The sequence below is a fragment of the Paracoccus zhouxuedongae genome (assembly GCF_041927815.1).
In the GTDB taxonomy this organism is placed as follows: Bacteria; Pseudomonadota; Alphaproteobacteria; order Rhodobacterales; family Rhodobacteraceae; genus Paracoccus.
In genome coordinates, this window is record NZ_JBHFHM010000002.1 from 1 (window position 1) to 13,990 (window position 13,990).

Annotated in this window: 15 protein-coding genes; 7 read left to right on the forward strand and 8 right to left on the reverse strand. The window is 67.7% G+C overall.

Going from position 1 to position 13,990, the window contains the following annotated elements:
- Positions 1 to 81: 81 nt before the first annotated feature.
- The 6 genes from rpsP to ACEYYA_RS02960 all read right to left on the reverse strand — a co-directional run bounded on the left by rpsP (position 82) and on the right by ACEYYA_RS02960 (position 4,908).
- Positions 82 to 444, reverse strand: a complete 363-nt coding sequence (gene rpsP / locus ACEYYA_RS02935) for a 30S ribosomal protein S16 (RefSeq protein ID WP_374797416.1) — start codon at positions 442 to 444, stop codon at positions 82 to 84.
- A gap of 22 nt (positions 445 to 466) precedes the next feature.
- A complete protein-coding gene (locus tag ACEYYA_RS02940) occupies positions 467 to 763 on the reverse strand; it encodes a chorismate mutase (RefSeq protein WP_374797418.1) in 297 nt (98 codons plus the stop codon).
- Between the two features lie 73 nt (positions 764 to 836).
- Complete coding sequence (locus ACEYYA_RS02945) at positions 837 to 1,361, reverse strand: GNAT family N-acetyltransferase (RefSeq protein ID WP_374797420.1); 525 nt, start codon at positions 1,359 to 1,361, stop codon at positions 837 to 839.
- Entirely contained in the window at positions 1,358 to 2,872 is a 1,515-nt protein-coding gene (gene ffh / locus ACEYYA_RS02950) for a signal recognition particle protein (protein WP_374797422.1), read from the reverse strand. Before ffh ends, ACEYYA_RS02945 begins: the two co-directional genes overlap by 4 nt.
- Before the next feature lie 161 nt (positions 2,873 to 3,033).
- Positions 3,034 to 3,768, reverse strand: coding sequence for a triose-phosphate isomerase (tpiA, locus tag ACEYYA_RS02955; protein WP_374797424.1), 735 nt, complete (start codon positions 3,766 to 3,768; stop codon positions 3,034 to 3,036).
- Between the two features lie 81 nt (positions 3,769 to 3,849).
- Complete coding sequence (locus ACEYYA_RS02960) at positions 3,850 to 4,908, reverse strand: aldo/keto reductase (protein ID WP_374797426.1); 1,059 nt, start codon at positions 4,906 to 4,908, stop codon at positions 3,850 to 3,852.
- A gap of 100 nt (positions 4,909 to 5,008) precedes the next feature.
- Between ACEYYA_RS02960 and ACEYYA_RS02965 the strand changes: the two genes are divergently transcribed.
- Positions 5,009 to 5,701 (forward strand): metal-dependent hydrolase, encoded by a 693-nt coding sequence (locus ACEYYA_RS02965; protein ID WP_374797428.1) that lies wholly within the window; start codon positions 5,009 to 5,011, stop codon positions 5,699 to 5,701.
- A 41-nt stretch (positions 5,702 to 5,742) separates the two neighbouring features.
- Here ACEYYA_RS02965 and ACEYYA_RS02970 read toward each other — a convergent pair whose 3' ends face one another.
- Positions 5,743 to 7,338 carry a class I SAM-dependent methyltransferase gene (locus tag ACEYYA_RS02970; protein ID WP_374797430.1) on the reverse strand — a complete coding sequence of 532 codons (1,596 nt, stop codon included), beginning with the start codon at positions 7,336 to 7,338 and terminating at the stop codon, positions 5,743 to 5,745.
- Positions 7,339 to 7,471: 133 nt separating this feature from the next.
- Between ACEYYA_RS02970 and ACEYYA_RS02975 the strand changes: the two genes are divergently transcribed.
- A complete protein-coding gene (locus ACEYYA_RS02975) occupies positions 7,472 to 7,930 on the forward strand; it encodes a GNAT family N-acetyltransferase (RefSeq protein ID WP_374797432.1) in 459 nt (152 codons plus the stop codon).
- 13 nt (positions 7,931 to 7,943) lie between these two features.
- On the forward strand, positions 7,944 to 10,310 hold the full coding sequence (hrpB, locus tag ACEYYA_RS02980; RefSeq protein WP_374797434.1) for an ATP-dependent helicase HrpB: 2,367 nt from the start codon (positions 7,944 to 7,946) through the stop codon (positions 10,308 to 10,310).
- A gap of 3 nt (positions 10,311 to 10,313) precedes the next feature.
- Here the strand turns inward: hrpB and ACEYYA_RS02985 are convergent, their stop codons facing one another.
- The gene (locus ACEYYA_RS02985; protein ID WP_374797436.1) at positions 10,314 to 10,796 is read right to left on the reverse strand and encodes an Lrp/AsnC family transcriptional regulator; all 483 of its coding nucleotides are present in this window, start codon (positions 10,794 to 10,796) and stop codon (positions 10,314 to 10,316) included.
- Positions 10,797 to 10,910: 114 nt separating this feature from the next.
- Here ACEYYA_RS02985 and ACEYYA_RS02990 point away from each other — a divergent pair, with 114 nt between their 5' ends.
- The 4 genes from ACEYYA_RS02990 to ACEYYA_RS03005 are packed head-to-tail and all read left to right on the forward strand — an operon-like array spanning position 10,911 to position 13,974.
- Positions 10,911 to 11,207 carry a DUF2849 domain-containing protein gene (locus tag ACEYYA_RS02990; protein ID WP_374797438.1) on the forward strand — a complete coding sequence of 99 codons (297 nt, stop codon included), beginning with the start codon at positions 10,911 to 10,913 and terminating at the stop codon, positions 11,205 to 11,207.
- Positions 11,200 to 12,858, forward strand: a complete 1,659-nt coding sequence (locus ACEYYA_RS02995) for a nitrite/sulfite reductase (RefSeq protein ID WP_374797440.1) — start codon at positions 11,200 to 11,202, stop codon at positions 12,856 to 12,858. The genes ACEYYA_RS02990 and ACEYYA_RS02995 overlap by 8 nt, the downstream gene beginning before the upstream one ends.
- Positions 12,848 to 13,609, forward strand: coding sequence for a phosphoadenylyl-sulfate reductase (locus tag ACEYYA_RS03000; RefSeq protein ID WP_374797442.1), 762 nt, complete (start codon positions 12,848 to 12,850; stop codon positions 13,607 to 13,609). Before ACEYYA_RS02995 ends, ACEYYA_RS03000 begins: the two co-directional genes overlap by 11 nt.
- Positions 13,606 to 13,974 carry a DUF934 domain-containing protein gene (locus ACEYYA_RS03005; protein ID WP_374797444.1) on the forward strand — a complete coding sequence of 123 codons (369 nt, stop codon included), beginning with the start codon at positions 13,606 to 13,608 and terminating at the stop codon, positions 13,972 to 13,974. Before ACEYYA_RS03000 ends, ACEYYA_RS03005 begins: the two co-directional genes overlap by 4 nt.
- Positions 13,975 to 13,990 lie beyond the last annotated feature (16 nt).

Consider the following 13,990-nt stretch of genomic DNA (forward strand, 5'->3'; position numbering starts at 1 on the left):
CCCCCCCCCCCCCCCCCCCCCCCCCCCCCCCCCCCCCCCCCCCCCCCCCCCCCCCCCCCCCCCCCCCCCCCCTCCGCAAGATTATTCCGAAGCCTCGTCGGCCGGGGCCGCGTTGCGGGCGGCTTTCTTGGCGGCGAGTTCCTTGGCTTTCTTGCCCGGCTCGGCCTTTTTCATGTTGGCGCGCTCGGCCTTCGGCTTGACGCCGGCAGCCTCCAGGAAGCGGGCCACGCGGTCGGTCGGCTGGGCGCCCTGGCTCAGCCAGTATTGCACGCGCTCCATGTTCATCTTCACGCGGTCTTCGCTGTCCTTGGCCAGCAGCGGGTTATAGGTGCCCAGCTTTTCCAGAAAGCGGCCATCGCGCGGCATCCGCGAATCCGAGGCGACGATGGCATAGTGCGGGCGCTTCTTCGAACCACCACGGGCCAGACGGATCTTCATCGACATGGGTTATCTCCTTGATATGTCGTTATTTCTGATATTGCTCGTGATGCCGAATGACCTCGGAAATCACGAAATTGAGGAACTTGCGCGCGAAGTCGGGGTCCAGATCGGCCTCGCGCGCGAGCCGCTCCAGCCGTTCGATCTGCGCGGCTTCGCGCGTCGGATCGGACGGGGGAAGATCGTGGGTGGCCTTCAACTGGCCGACCGCCTGGGTGTGCTTGAAGCGTTCCGCCAGGGTAAAGACCAGCACCGCATCCAGCCGGTCGATGCTGGCGCGGTGTTCCTTCAGCACCTCGGCGGCGCGGGTCACGGCATCTGTCATGCGGCCCCCGTGTGGTCAGGCCGGGGGCTTTCTGCCCCCGGACCCCCGAGAGTATTTTCGCAAAGAGGAAGCATCATGCGGCACCTGCGGGGTGGCGGTAGATCAGGCAGGGCGTGCCGCGCAGGGTCATGTCGCCCTCGATCCGTGCGCCCATGCGTTCGGCCAAGCGGCGCGAGCGGAGGTTGTCGGGGTGGACCAGCGAAATGACCGGGCCAAGGCGCATCGGGCCGTGGCCATGGGCGCGCGCGGCCAGTGCGGCCTCATGGGCGAGGCCTTTGCCCTCGAAGCCGTCGAAGATGTGCCAGCCCAGTTCGGGTTCGGGCCAGTCGGTATGGTGGCCAATGCCGACCCGTCCGGCGACGGTGCCGGTTGCCTTGTCCTCGACCGTCCACCAGCCGAAGCCGCGCAAGACCCAGTGCCCGATCATGCCGCGCAGGCCATCCCATGCAGCGTGATCCGCCGTGGAGGGTCCACCGACGAAGTGGCTGCGGTCCGAGCGGCTGAAGGCCGCGAAGGCCGGCAGATCGGCCATGCACGGCCCGCGTAGGCGTAGCCGTTCGGTCTCGATCACCGGGATATGCGCGGTCAGCGTGGTCACTTTTTCTTGCCCAGACCGCCCAGGCCAGACAGGCCGGGGGGCAGTTGCATGCCGCGCGCAAGGCCCGGCAGTTGGCCCGAGGCGCCCAGTTGGCCAAGCGCCTTCTGCATGTCCTCGGGGTTGACGTTGGCCAGGTCAGCCAGGCCGCCCTCCATCCCCTTCTTGCCCATCATCGACCGGGCGACCTGCTTCAGCATCCCGCCCTTGCCCATCTTGCCCAGCTTTTTCATCGTGTCGGCCATCTGCCGGTGCATTTTCAGCAGCCGGTTCAGCTCGGCCACATCCAGCCCCGCGCCCGAAGCGATCCGCTTCTTGCGGCTGGCTTGCAACAGGTCGGGATTGGCGCGTTCCTTTTTCGTCATGGAATGGATCAGCGCGATCTGGCGGCGGATGGCGCGGTCGTCCAGACCCGCATCCTCGGCGGCGCGGGCCATCTTGCCCATGCCCGGCATCATCCCCATGATGCCCTGCATCCCGCCCATCTTCAGCATCTGTTCAAGCTGTCCTTTCAGGTCGTTCATGCTGAACAGACCCTTCTGGAACCGCTTCATCATCTTGGCGGCCTGTTCGGCCTCAAGCGTTTCCTGGGCCTTTTCGACCAGGGCCACGATGTCGCCCATGCCAAGGATGCGCCCCGCGATGCGGCTGGCCTCAAAGGTTTCCAGCGCGTCCATCTTTTCGCCAAGGCCGACAAAGCGGATCGGCTTGCCGGTGACGGCGCGCATCGACAGGGCAGCACCGCCGCGCCCGTCGCCGTCCATGCGCGTCAGCACCACACCGGTAATGCCGACCTTGGATTCGAACTCGGTCGCGACGTTCACGGCGTCCTGGCCGGTCAGCCCGTCGACCACCAGCAGCGTCTCGCGCGGGGTGGCGACGTCGCGGACGGCCTGCACCTCATCCATCAGCACTTCGTCGATATGCAGGCGACCGGCGGTGTCCAGCATGTAGACGTCATAGCCGCCCAGCGTCGCCTGTTGCTTGGCGCGGCGCGCGATCTGCACGGCGGTTTCGCCCTTGACGATGGGCAGGGTGTCGACGCCGATCTGGCTGCCGAGGATCGCCAACTGCTCCATCGCGGCGGGCCGGTTGGTGTCAAGCGACGCCATCAGCACGCGCTTCTTCTCGCGCTCTTTCAGGCGGCGGGCCAGTTTCGCGGTGGTGGTGGTCTTGCCCGAGCCTTGCAGGCCGACCATCAGGATCGGCGCGGGCGGGTTGTCGATCTTCAGCGTTTCGGCCGGGCCGTCGCCCGCCAGCACCCGGATCAGTTCGTCATGCACGATCTTGACGACCTGCTGGCCCGGCGTGACCGATTTCGTCACCGCCTGGCCGGTCGCCTTGTCCTGCACCGATTTCACAAAGTCGCGCGCCACCGGCAGCGAGACGTCAGCCTCCAGCAGGGCGACCCGCACTTCGCGCAGCGCGGTGGCGACATCGGCATCCGTCAGCGCGCCCTGTTTGGTCAGGCGGTCAAAGACGCCGCCAAGGCGTTCGGAAAGGCTTTCAAACATCGCGCGCTCCTACGGGTTGCCAATGCCGGACGGCATCCGTGGGCGCGACGCGCTGACGGATGGCGATCCCCGGCAATGGGCGGGGACCGGAAGACGGGCTTCCGGGAATCCCCCGTCACATAGGCCGCAACGCGGCGCGAGTCAACAAAGCCGGGCGCGGCCTAGCCAAGTGCCGCAATGATCGCGCCGAAATCGGCGGCTTTCAGCGAGGCGCCGCCGACCAATGCGCCATCGACATCGGGGACGGCGAAAATCTCGGCGGCGTTGCCAGGCTTGACCGAACCGCCATACAGCAGGCGGAAACCGTCGCCATCACCGAACCGCGCGACCAGCGTGGCGCGCATGGCCGCGTGGACCTCGGCGATCTGATCAAGGGTGGGGGTGCGGCCGGTGCCGATGGCCCAGACCGGTTCATAGGCGATGACGGTATTGGCGGCGGTGGCGCAATCGGGGATCGAGCCAGCCATCTGCCCGGCGATCACGGCCAGCGTGTCACCGGCATCGCGTTGGCCCTCGGTCTCGCCCACGCAGATCACGCTGACCAGCCCGGCCTGATGCGCGGCGATCGCCTTGGCGGCGACCTGGGCGTCGGTCTCGGCATGGTCGGCGCGGCGTTCGGAATGGCCCAGGATGACATGGCTGGCCCCCGCCTCGGCCAGCATGGCGGCGGCGATGTCGCCGGTATGGGCGCCATTGGTCTTGGCATGGCAATCCTGCCCGCCGATCATCACCGGGCCGCGTTCGGCGGCGGCCATGCGCGCGATCAGCGTGGCCGGCGGGCAGAGCAACACCTCGCAGTCCGGTGCCGGATGGGCCTTGGCCAAGGCCGCGACCTCGGCCAGGTCGGCCCCGGTGCCATTCATCTTCCAGTTCCCGGCGGCAAGTTTGCGGCGCATCTGATATCCCCCTTCATTGGTCGGGGCGACGATAGCCGCAGGGTCCGGGCCGCGCAATCGGCGGGCCGGATGTTAGCGACCTTAGAAGGGCATCGGATGCGCCTTGTGGGCCTGACGCAGGGCACGGTCGATCTCATCAGTCCAGCGCAGGTCCAGCCGGTCGATCTGCGTGCGGAGCTGATCGGCACGGGTCGCCCCCAGAATCGGGATCACCGGGAACGGCCGCGACAGCGTAAGGCCCAGCGACAGGCCGATCAGATCGGTGCCATGGGCGCGGGCCAGATCGGCATAGGCGGCGACGGCGGCATGGGCGCGGTCGGTCACCCGCCCGCCCAGATTGCCGGGGCCGCCGGTCGCCTTGTCGACGGCGACGCGCGACCCGTCAGGCACCACGCCGCCCGCATATTTGCCGGTCAACAGCCCCGCCGCCAGCGGCGAATAGGCCAGCAGGGTAAAGCCCTCATGCACGGCGGCCTCGGCCAGGTCGGTGTCATAGGCGCGATAAAGCAGCGAATATTCGTTCTGCACCGCGACCGGCCGCGCCGCGCCCGCGCGTTCGGCCATGTCGCACCAGCGGGTCATCCCCCAGGCGCTTTCGTTCGACAGCCCCCAGGCGCGGATCTTGCCCGCCGCCCGCGCGGCCTCAAGCGTGGCCACCACATCTTCCATATGCGCGTGGGTCGCGGCCGGATCTTGCTTCGACGGGTCAAACCGCCAGTTCTGCCGGAACGCATATGATCCGCGCATCGGCCAGTGCAGTTGGTAAAGGTCGATCACATCGGTCTTCAGCCGTCCCAGCGAGGCATCAATCGTGCGCCCGATGATGGCGCCGTCGAACCCCTCACCGCCGCGGATCGAGGATCCGTTACCGGTGACCTTGGTGGCGATCTGCACCCGGTCGCGCAGCCCGCGAGCCGTCAGCCAATCACCGATGATGCGTTCGGAATTGCCCGCCGTTTCGGCCTTTACCGGGTTCACCGGATACATTTCGGCCACGTCGAACAAGGTGATCCCGGCATCCAGCGCCATGTCCATCTGGGCAAAGGCATCATCCGCGCCGGTCTGGTTGCCGAATATCATCGTGCCCAGCGATACGGCGCTGACCATCGGGCCGGTGCTGCCCAGTCTGACCTGTTTCATTCACGTCTCCCGTTCATTGCAGGGTCAAGTTAGGTTGCGGATCGGGCTATGCAACCCTGGGCCCGCATGGCACCCTGCCGCCAGCATGAAAGGAACGCCCATGAAACTGACCTGGCTTGGCCATTCCGGCTTTCGGCTTGAGATCGAACAGGCCGTGATCCTGATCGACCCCTGGATCAGCGGCAACCCGATGTTCCCCCAGGGGCAGCGCGACGCTGCCATCGCAGGGGCCACGCATATCCTGCTGACCCATGGCCATAGCGATCATTCCGGCGACACGCTGGCGATTGCCAAGGAACTGAACATTCCGGTGGTCGGCATCTATGATCTGGTCAGCCACTGGCAAACGCATGAGCCGATCGAGGGCATCGGCTTCAACAAGGGCGGCACCGTCGATCTGGGCGGGGCGAAGGTCACGATGGTGAACGCCAGCCATTCCTCATCCCTGCAAGGGCAAGACGGGCCGGTCTATGCCGGGCATGAGTCGGGCTACATGATCGCGGGCGAGGGGCATGTGATCTATGTCTCGGGTGATACCGATATCATGGCCGACATGGGCTGGATGGGCGAATATCACCGTCCCGACATCGGCATCCTGTCGGCCGGCGGGCATTTCACCATGGACATGGCCCGCGCCGCCTGGGCCGCGAAAAAGTATTTTGATTTCAAGGTGGTGATCCCCTGCCACTATCGCACCTTCCCGCTGCTGGAACAGTCAGCGCAGGCGCTGATCGACGCCCTCGCGGGGGTGCGGGTGATCGAGCCAGAGGTGCTGGAGCCGATTACCCTCTAGGCAGGGGCACGCTGTACGCCGGTGCCGCGATCAGCGGCGGGTCATTTCTTGTGGACGACCACGATCTGATCGCGGTTGGCCTTGCGGAAATGCGCCTGGAACATGAAGACGCCGGCGATCTGCCGCCGCAGCGCGTTCAGCGCGGCGCGCAGGTCGGGGCGGCTGTGGTCGAACTCATGCGTGTCCAGATAGCCCTGGAACAGTTCGGCGGTCTTGGGAAAGCCCGCGCGCTCGCCGGTCTTGGGCTGCCACCGCAGATCCTCGATGATGTAAAGCCCACCGGGGGCAAGGCGCGGGAACAGTTCCAGAAAGCCGAACTGCTGGTGGTGCGAGATGTGGCTGCCGTCGTCGATGACGATCTGCGGCTGCGGCAGGCGCGCGGCGAGTGCCGCCAGTTCGTCGCGGTTGTCGGCATTCACCACCTCGAACCGCAGCCGGTCACCGGCATGGGCCGACATGTCGCCGGGCGCGATGCCGATGATCTGACCCTGCGGGAAGTAATCGCGCCACACGGCGGGGTCGATGACTGGCGGCTTCGCCCCTTTGGCGGTGACCGCCGGGGTGAACTCGATCAGGGTCAGCGGCTGGTCGCGGCGGGGCTGCAACAGCATCTCGTAAAGGTCGGTGAAGCGGTGCTTCAGCGTGCCTCGATCCGATCCGGCTGCATCGGCCAGTTCGGTCAGGCTGGGGCGCGGGCCTTCGGCGGGCAGGGGGGCGGCAACCGGGGCAGGGGCCGCAACCGGGGCGGGTGCGGTTACCGCAACCGGCGCGTCCTGATCGTCGTCATCCTCGTCGCTGTCCAGCTTGGGCGGCTTGTTCTGGATCGGCGCCAGCCTGGGGTCGATCCCGTGCTTGACCAGCAGCCGCCCGATCAGGCTGTCGGGATGCGGAATGCCGGTTTCGCTGGTCACCAGCCGCCGCCGCATCCGCCGCCCATAGAAATGCACCGAGAACGTGTCGTCCAGGATATAGGGCGTCACATCCAGCCCAGGCTTCAGCATCTTCAGCCGCTCCTTGAAGCTGAAGGGATAAAGGCCGTGGCGGGGTTGGGCAAAGCGCACCTCACCGGTCTTTTTCAGGAAATGGGTGACCGCGTGCGGCCCCCACACGCCCCAGGGCATTTCGCTGCAATGGATCGGGTTTCCCGCCTCGCGCGCGGCGACGTATTTGGCCTTGGTGTCGGCATCGAACCAGTCGGGGATGGCGAATTCGTCGGTGGTGAAGGCCAGCAGCTCGGCCAGCGTCGCGCTGTCGCGGGGCAGGCCCAGCACGCCGCCATTGACATGGTGCTTGGATTCCCAGCCATAGAAATGGCCATTCGGGGTCTCGAACTTCTTCACGCAATAGGCGTCGGTATCGGCCCAGATCATGTCGCCGGTCTTGGCCAGCATGTGATAGCGGAACAGATCCGAATGCAGCGCCGGGCTGCCGGTGCGTTCATGCGCCAGAAAATTGGTGCGCGGCAGGATGTCATCGGCGGATGCCAGCTCGACCCCGTCGGGCACGCCGGTCACCGGGCCATAGTGATACAGCACGACATGATGGCCCGCGTCCCGGAACGAGGCAACGCAAAGCTGCTCCAGATAGCTGAGCGGACCTTCCATCCACAACATGCCGATACGATATTCCTGGGACATTTTCCGCGCCTCGCTTGGGATTAGCCCCTGCTTTAAGCGGTTTTAAGCCCCAAGTCCATCAGCGCGATCGGCCACCGCACTGGCGGGGCGGGGCTGGGCTGGCTATGATGGGGCGTCTTGCCAGAGGTCTGCCATGCCGACACACCCGTCCCTGACCATCCGCCCGCTGGCCGCCAAGGACCGCGCCGATTGGCAGCGGCTTTATACAGCCTATCACGCCTTCTACGACCGCCCCGATCTGCCCGCCGACTTTTACGACACCGCCTTTGCGCGCCTGACCGATCCCGACAGCGGCCTTTACGCGCGGGTGGCGCAGTCGGGCGACCGGCTGGTCGGGCTGGTGCATTATCTTTACCACGCCCATGTCTGGCGCCCCGAGGGGGTCTGTTACCTGCAAGACCTGTTCACCGATGCCGCGACGCGCGGGCAGGGCGTAGGCCGCGCCCTGATCGAGGCCGTCTATGCCGAGGCCGACCGCGCCGGTTGCCCCGCCGTCTATTGGCTGACGCAAGAGTTCAACTATGCCGGCCGGATGCTTTACGACAAGGTGGCCGTGCGCAGCCCCTTCATCCGCTACAACCGGCCCCTGTGAACGTGATACAGCAGTGACCGCGACCCTGCCGATTGACACCGTGCTGCCCGCGCTGCGCGATGCCTTGCGCGACGCAGGGCGCGTCGTGCTGATGGCCCCGCCCGGCGCGGGCAAGACCACGCGGGTGCCGCTGGCGCTGCTGCCCGATGTCACCGGCCGCATCGTCATGCTGGAGCCGCGCCGTCTGGCCGCCCGCGCCGCTGCCGAACGTATGGCCGCCACCCTGGGCGAGGTGCCGGGCAAGACCGTCGGCTACCGCATCCGCGGCCAATCCTGCCCCGGCAGCCGGGTCGAGGTCGTCACCGAAGGCATCCTGACCCGGATGATCCAGTCCGATCCGGGCCTCGACGGCATCGGCTGCCTGATCTTTGATGAGTTTCACGAACGGTCCCTGAATGCCGATCTGGGGCTGGCTTTGGCCTGGCAGGCCCGCGGCCTGTTGCGCCCCGATCTGGGGATCGTGGTGATGTCGGCCACGCTGGATGCAGAACCCGTCGCCGCGCTGCTGGACGGCGCGCCGGTGATCCGGTCCGAGGGGCGCGCCTTCCCGGTCGAGACCCGCTGGCTGGACCGACCGCTGCCGCCCGGCCAACGGTTCGACCGCGCCATGGCCGCGCTGATCACCGATGCCGTCGCCGCCGAGCCGGGCGACGTGCTGGCATTTCTGCCCGGCGAGGCCGAGATCCGCCGCGTTGCCGCCCTGCTGGATCTGCTCGGCGTCGCCATCCGCCCGCTCTATGGCGCGCTGCCCTTTGCCGATCAGCGCGCCGCGATCGAGCCGGGGCAGGGGCGGCGGGTGGTGCTGGCGACCTCGATTGCGGAAACCTCGCTGACCATTCAAGGGGTGCGGATCGTCGTTGATGGCGGGCGCGCGCGGCGGGCGCGGTTCGACCCCGGATCGGGTCTGACCCGGCTGGTGACCGAACGTGTCAGCCGGGCCGAGGCGGTGCAGCGTCAGGGTCGCGCGGGCCGTATGGAACCCGGCACCTGTTATCGGCTGTGGACACGCGGTGAGGAAGGCGCGCTGCCCGCCTTTGCCCCGCCCGAAATGCTGACCGCCGATCTGACGCCCTTGGCGCTGGAACTGGCGGTCTGGGGTGCCGAGGCGGATGATCTGGCCTTCCTGACCCCGCCCCCGGCCCCCGCCTTGACCGAGGCCCGCGCGCTGCTGGCCGAGCTTGGCGCGCTGGACGACGCGGGCCGCATCACCGCCCATGGCCGGGCGCTGGCGGGGCTGCCGCTGCATCCGCGCCTGGCGCATATGCTGCTGATCGCCGGTCCCGCCGCCGCCCCCTTGGCCGCGCTGATCGAGGCGCGCGACCCGTTGCGCGGGGCAGGGGCCGATCTGGCGGCCCGCCTGCGCGCCCTGCCGCCCGCGATCCAGGATGAGGCGCGGCGGCTGAAGCGGCTGGCCCCGGCATCCACCGCCAGCCTGTCGCCCGCGCAGATGGCGGCGCTGGCATATCCCGACCGCATCGCGCAGCGCCGTGATGGCAGCACCAACCGCTATCTGTTGTCGGGCGGCAAGGGCGCGGTGATCGACGAGGCCGACCCGCTGGCCGCCTCGCCGCTGCTGGTTGTCACCGATACCGACGGCGACCCGCGCGAGGCCCGCATCCGGCTGGCGCTGCCGCTGTCCGAGGCCGAATTGCGCGCCGTTCTGGGCGACCGCATGGCCGTCGAAACCCTGTGCGATTGGGACGTGCGCGCGGGCCGCATCCTGACCCGGCGGCGCGAACGGCTGGGCGTGCTGGTCTTGTCGGATGCGCATTGGCCCGACGCCCCGCCCGAGGATCAGGCCCGCGCCGCGCTGATCGGGCTGCGCGCGCAGGGCCTGCGCTGGTCGGATGCGGCGCGGCGGCTGGCGGCGCGGGTTGCGGCGGTCAATGCCGGTGGCGCGGGCCTGCCCGACCTGTCCGAGGCCGCCGTTCTGGCCGATGAGACCGCGCTGCTGCCGCATCTGAAGGGGCGGCGCACTGCGGCGGATCTGGCCAGCCTTGATCTGGTCGCGGTGCTGCGCGACCGGCTGGGCTGGGACGGCGTTGGCGCGCTGGACCGGCTGGCGCCTGCGCATGTCACCACGCCGCTGGGCCGCAAGCTGGCGATTGATTACGACGCCGAAACCCCGACGATCAGCGTGCGGCTTCAGGAGCTGTTCGGGCTGACGCGCCATCCGATGATCGGCAACCGCCCGCTGCGCATCGAACTGCTGTCGCCGGGTCACAAGCCCATCGCGGTGACCACCGATCTGCCGTCCTTCTGGGCGGGCAGCTATGTCGATGTGCGCAAGGACATGCGCGGCCGCTATCCGCGCCACCCCTGGCCCGAAAACCCCGCCGAGGCCGACCCGACCACCCGCGCCAAGCCGCGCGGCAGCTAGGGGTCAGACCGGCAGCGCGGTCACCGCCTTGATCTCCTCCATCGACAGCAGGGCGGTGACATTGTGGATCCGCACCTCGCCGATCAGCGACTGATAGAAGCGGTCATAGGCGCGGGCATTGGGCACCCGCACCTTCAGCAGATAGTCGATTTCCCCCGCCAGGCGGTGCGCCTCTTGCACCTCATCACGCGCCAGCAGCGCGGCCAGAAACCGCGCCTGCCAATCCTTGTCATGTTCAGAGGTGCGGATCAGCACAAAGAAGGTCGCCTCGAAGCCCAGGGCCTCGGGGTCCAGCACGGCGATTTCGGCGCGGATAACCCCGGCTTCGCGCAGCTTGCGAATCCGGTTCCAGACCGGGGTCTTGGACGCGCCGACCTGACGGGCGATGTCATCCAGCGGCAGGGTCGCGTCGCGTTGCAGGATGCGAAGGATTTTCCGGTCGGTCTCATCCAGCCGGAACGGCGATTTCGGGGTGGCGTCGGTCATGGTCCATGGTCCCGGTTTGACGGTTTACGGCGGACAATATTCCTTATTTCCGTCGCTGCATAGCCTTGGCGAAGGATTTTGTCCTATATTCACCCCATAGAACAGGAGATTGCCATGGCCCGCCGTTTCACCCCGAAAGTCGTGACCGCGAACGACCTGCGGGAAGGCCATGTCGTCTATCTGGCCCCGGACGGCGCCTGGGTGTGCCACCATGCGAAGGCCGAGCTGATCGAGGACGAGGCCATTGCCGACCTGCGTCTGCTGACGGCGCTTGGCCAGTCCGACCGGGTTGTCGGCCCCTATCTGGCCGACGCCCGGCCTGGTCCGAACGGGCCAGAGCCGGTCCATTTCCGCGAAGTCTTCCGCGCCACCGGGCCGTCGGAAGCGGTGAAAGGCCTGCGTCATGTATGAATACAGCGATTTTGACGAAGCCTTCGTGCGCGCCCGCGTAGCGCAGTTCCGGGGTCAGATCGACCGCCGCCTGACGGGTGAACTGACCGAGGATCAGTTTCGCCCGCTGCGGCTGATGAACGGCCTCTATCTGCAACTGCACGCCTATATGCTGCGGGTGGCGATCCCCTATGGCACGATCAGTGCCCGGCAGATGCGGCAGTTGGCGATGATCGCCGACCGCTGGGATCGCGGCTATGGCCATTTCACCACGCGCCAGAACATCCAGTTCAACTGGCCCAAGCTGACCGACGTGGGCGACATCCTGTCCGCGCTTGCTGATGTCGGGATGCACGCGATCCAGACCAGCGGCAACACCATCCGCAACACCACGACCGACGCCTTTGCCGGCGCCGCCGCGGATGAGATCGAAGACCCCCGGCCCTGGGCCGAGCTGATCCGGCAGTGGTCCACCGACCACCCCGAGTTCCAGTTCCTGCCGCGCAAGTTCAAGATCGCCATCACCGGCAGCCCCGCCGACCGCGCCGCGATCCATGCCCATGATATCGGCCTGATGATCGTCGAACAGGGCGGCGCGCGCGGCTTCCGCGTCATCGCCGGTGGCGGTCTGGGCCGCACCCCGATGATCGGCCCGGTGATCCGCGACTTCCTGCCCGCCGCCGATCTGCTGCCCTATCTGGAGGCGATCCTGGCCGCCTATAACCGGCTGGGTCGGCGCGACAACAAGTATAAGGCGCGCATCAAGATCACCGTCGCCGAGGCCGGGCTGGACGCCTTTCGCGCCGCGGTCGAGGCCGAGTTCCCGGCCCGCCGCGCGGCCTTCAGCGGCGTTGATCAGCAGGTGCTGGCCGGGCTGCGCGGGGCTTTCGCGCTGCCCGATCTGGCGCCGCGCGGTCAGGCCATCCATGATCGCCACCGCGATGCCGACCCCGCTTTCGCGGTCTGGGCCGGGCAGAACGTGACGTCCCACAAGATCGCCGGGCATGGTATCGTGACCGTCAGCCTCAAGCCGCATGGCGGGGTGCCGGGGGATGCGACCAGCGACCAGATGCGGGTGCTGGCCGATCTGGCCGACCGCTACAGCCAGGCCGAGCTGCGCATTACCCATATGCAGAACGTCGTGCTGCCCCATGTCGCACTGGACGATCTGCCGGCGCTGCACGCGGCGCTGGTGCGCGCCGGTCTGGCCGCCGCCAATGTCGGCCTGGCCAGCGACATCATCGCCTGCCCCGGCATGGATTACTGCGCCCTTGCCACCGCCCGGTCGATCCCGGTGGCCCAAGGCATCGCCACCGCCCTTGCCGCGCGCGAGGCCGAGGTGGGGCCGCTGGCGATCAAGATCTCGGGCTGCATCAACGCCTGCGGGCATCACCATATTGGTGATATCGGCATCCTGGGCCTGGATCGCGCCGGGGTCGAGAACTACCAGATCACGCTGGGCGGAGCCTCGGGTCCGCTGGCGGCGATCGGCGAAAAGACCGGGCCGGGTTTTGCCTATGACCAGATCGTGCCGGCCATCGAACGCCTGGTCGATGCCTATCTGAAGCTGCGTCAGGCCTCGTCCGAAACCTTCGCCCAGGCCTATCGGCGCGCGGGTGCGGCCCCGTTCCATGCCGCGCTTTACCCCGAAAGCGCGCGCGATGCGGCCTGAACGATTTGATCTGGACGTCCAGGTCCGTGCCGCCGCGCTGAACGATCGCTATCGCCACCATGCGGCGGTGGCGGTGGTCGAACATGCGCTGAAGGATCCGGCGGTGGGCAATGTCGCGCTGGTGTCGTCCTTTGGCGCGGAATCGGTGGTGCTGCTGCATATGGTGGCGCGGTTCGCGCCCGGCAATCCGGTGCTGTTCGTCGAAACCGGGATGCTGTTTCCCGAAACGCTCGCCTATCAGCAGCAGGTGGCGCAGGCGCTGAACCTGACCGACCTGCGCCTGATCCGCCCCGACCCGGCGGCGCTGGCGCTGGATGATCCGGCGGGCGATCTGCATACGGTCAACACCGACGCCTGTTGCGCGCTGCGCAAGACGGTGCCGCTGGAACGCGCGCTGGCCGGCTTTGACGGCTGGATTACCGGGCGCAAACGCTATCAGGGCGCGACCCGCGCCGCGCTGGATTTCTTTGAGGTTGAATATCCCGATGGCGCCGCCCCCCGGTTGAAGGTCAACCCGCTGGCGCATTGGCGGGCCGAGGATGTGCAGGACTACATGATCGAAAACCGCCTGCCCCGGCACCCGCTGGTGGCGCGCGGCTATCCTTCGATCGGTTGCGCGCCCTGCACCAGCCCGGTGAAGCCCGGCGAAGACCCGCGCGCCGGTCGCTGGCGGGGCAGCGCGAAAACCGAATGCGGCATCCATCTGGTCGGCGGCAAGATGGTGCGGATCAAGGAAGGTGCGACCCCATGACGATCATCGTGCAAGACGCGGGCTTTCAGGCCGATGACTGGACCGGCGCGGTGCTGGAACTGGCGGGTGACGATCTGCCCGCCGACTGGACGCAGGTTCTGGCCGCGCCCTTGGTGCGCATCCGCTTCCCGGCCTTCTCGGACGGGCGCGGCTTCACGCTGGCGCGCGCCCTGCGCGCCCAGGGCTTCCGTGGCCGCCTGCGTGCCGCAGGCCCGCTGCTGCCCGATCAATATGCGATGCTGCGCCGCACCGGCTTTGATGAGGTCGAACTGACCGCCGAACACGCCGCCAGCCATCCCGAATCCGCCTGGCTCGTCCGCGCCGACTGGCAGGCCCATGACTATCGGTCGCGGCTGGCCGGGTGATATTCGCCTTTCCCGA

Bases quoted from the DNA above. Each gene is read 5' to 3' on its own strand.
- ACEYYA_RS02990 (WP_374797438.1), top strand. From the start codon at position 10,911: ATGGCCCGCCGTTTCACCCCGAAAGTCGTGACCGCGAACGACCTGCGG.
- ACEYYA_RS03005 (WP_374797444.1), top strand. From the start codon at position 13,606: ATGACGATCATCGTGCAAGACGCGGGCTTTCAGGCCGATGACTGGACC.
- rpsP (WP_374797416.1), bottom strand. From the start codon at position 444: ATGTCGATGAAGATCCGTCTGGCCCGTGGTGGTTCGAAGAAGCGCCCG.
- ACEYYA_RS02965 (WP_374797428.1), top strand. From the start codon at position 5,009: ATGAAACTGACCTGGCTTGGCCATTCCGGCTTTCGGCTTGAGATCGAA.
- ACEYYA_RS02940 (WP_374797418.1), bottom strand. From the start codon at position 763: ATGACAGATGCCGTGACCCGCGCCGCCGAGGTGCTGAAGGAACACCGC.
- ACEYYA_RS03000 (WP_374797442.1), top strand. From the start codon at position 12,848: ATGCGGCCTGAACGATTTGATCTGGACGTCCAGGTCCGTGCCGCCGCG.
- tpiA (WP_374797424.1), bottom strand. From the start codon at position 3,768: ATGCGCCGCAAACTTGCCGCCGGGAACTGGAAGATGAATGGCACCGGG.
- ffh (WP_374797422.1), bottom strand. From the start codon at position 2,872: ATGTTTGAAAGCCTTTCCGAACGCCTTGGCGGCGTCTTTGACCGCCTG.
- ACEYYA_RS02995 (WP_374797440.1), top strand. From the start codon at position 11,200: ATGTATGAATACAGCGATTTTGACGAAGCCTTCGTGCGCGCCCGCGTA.
- ACEYYA_RS02975 (WP_374797432.1), top strand. From the start codon at position 7,472: ATGCCGACACACCCGTCCCTGACCATCCGCCCGCTGGCCGCCAAGGAC.
- ACEYYA_RS02970 (WP_374797430.1), bottom strand. From the start codon at position 7,338: ATGTCCCAGGAATATCGTATCGGCATGTTGTGGATGGAAGGTCCGCTC.
- ACEYYA_RS02985 (WP_374797436.1), bottom strand. From the start codon at position 10,796: ATGACCGACGCCACCCCGAAATCGCCGTTCCGGCTGGATGAGACCGAC.
- ACEYYA_RS02960 (WP_374797426.1), bottom strand. From the start codon at position 4,908: ATGAAACAGGTCAGACTGGGCAGCACCGGCCCGATGGTCAGCGCCGTA.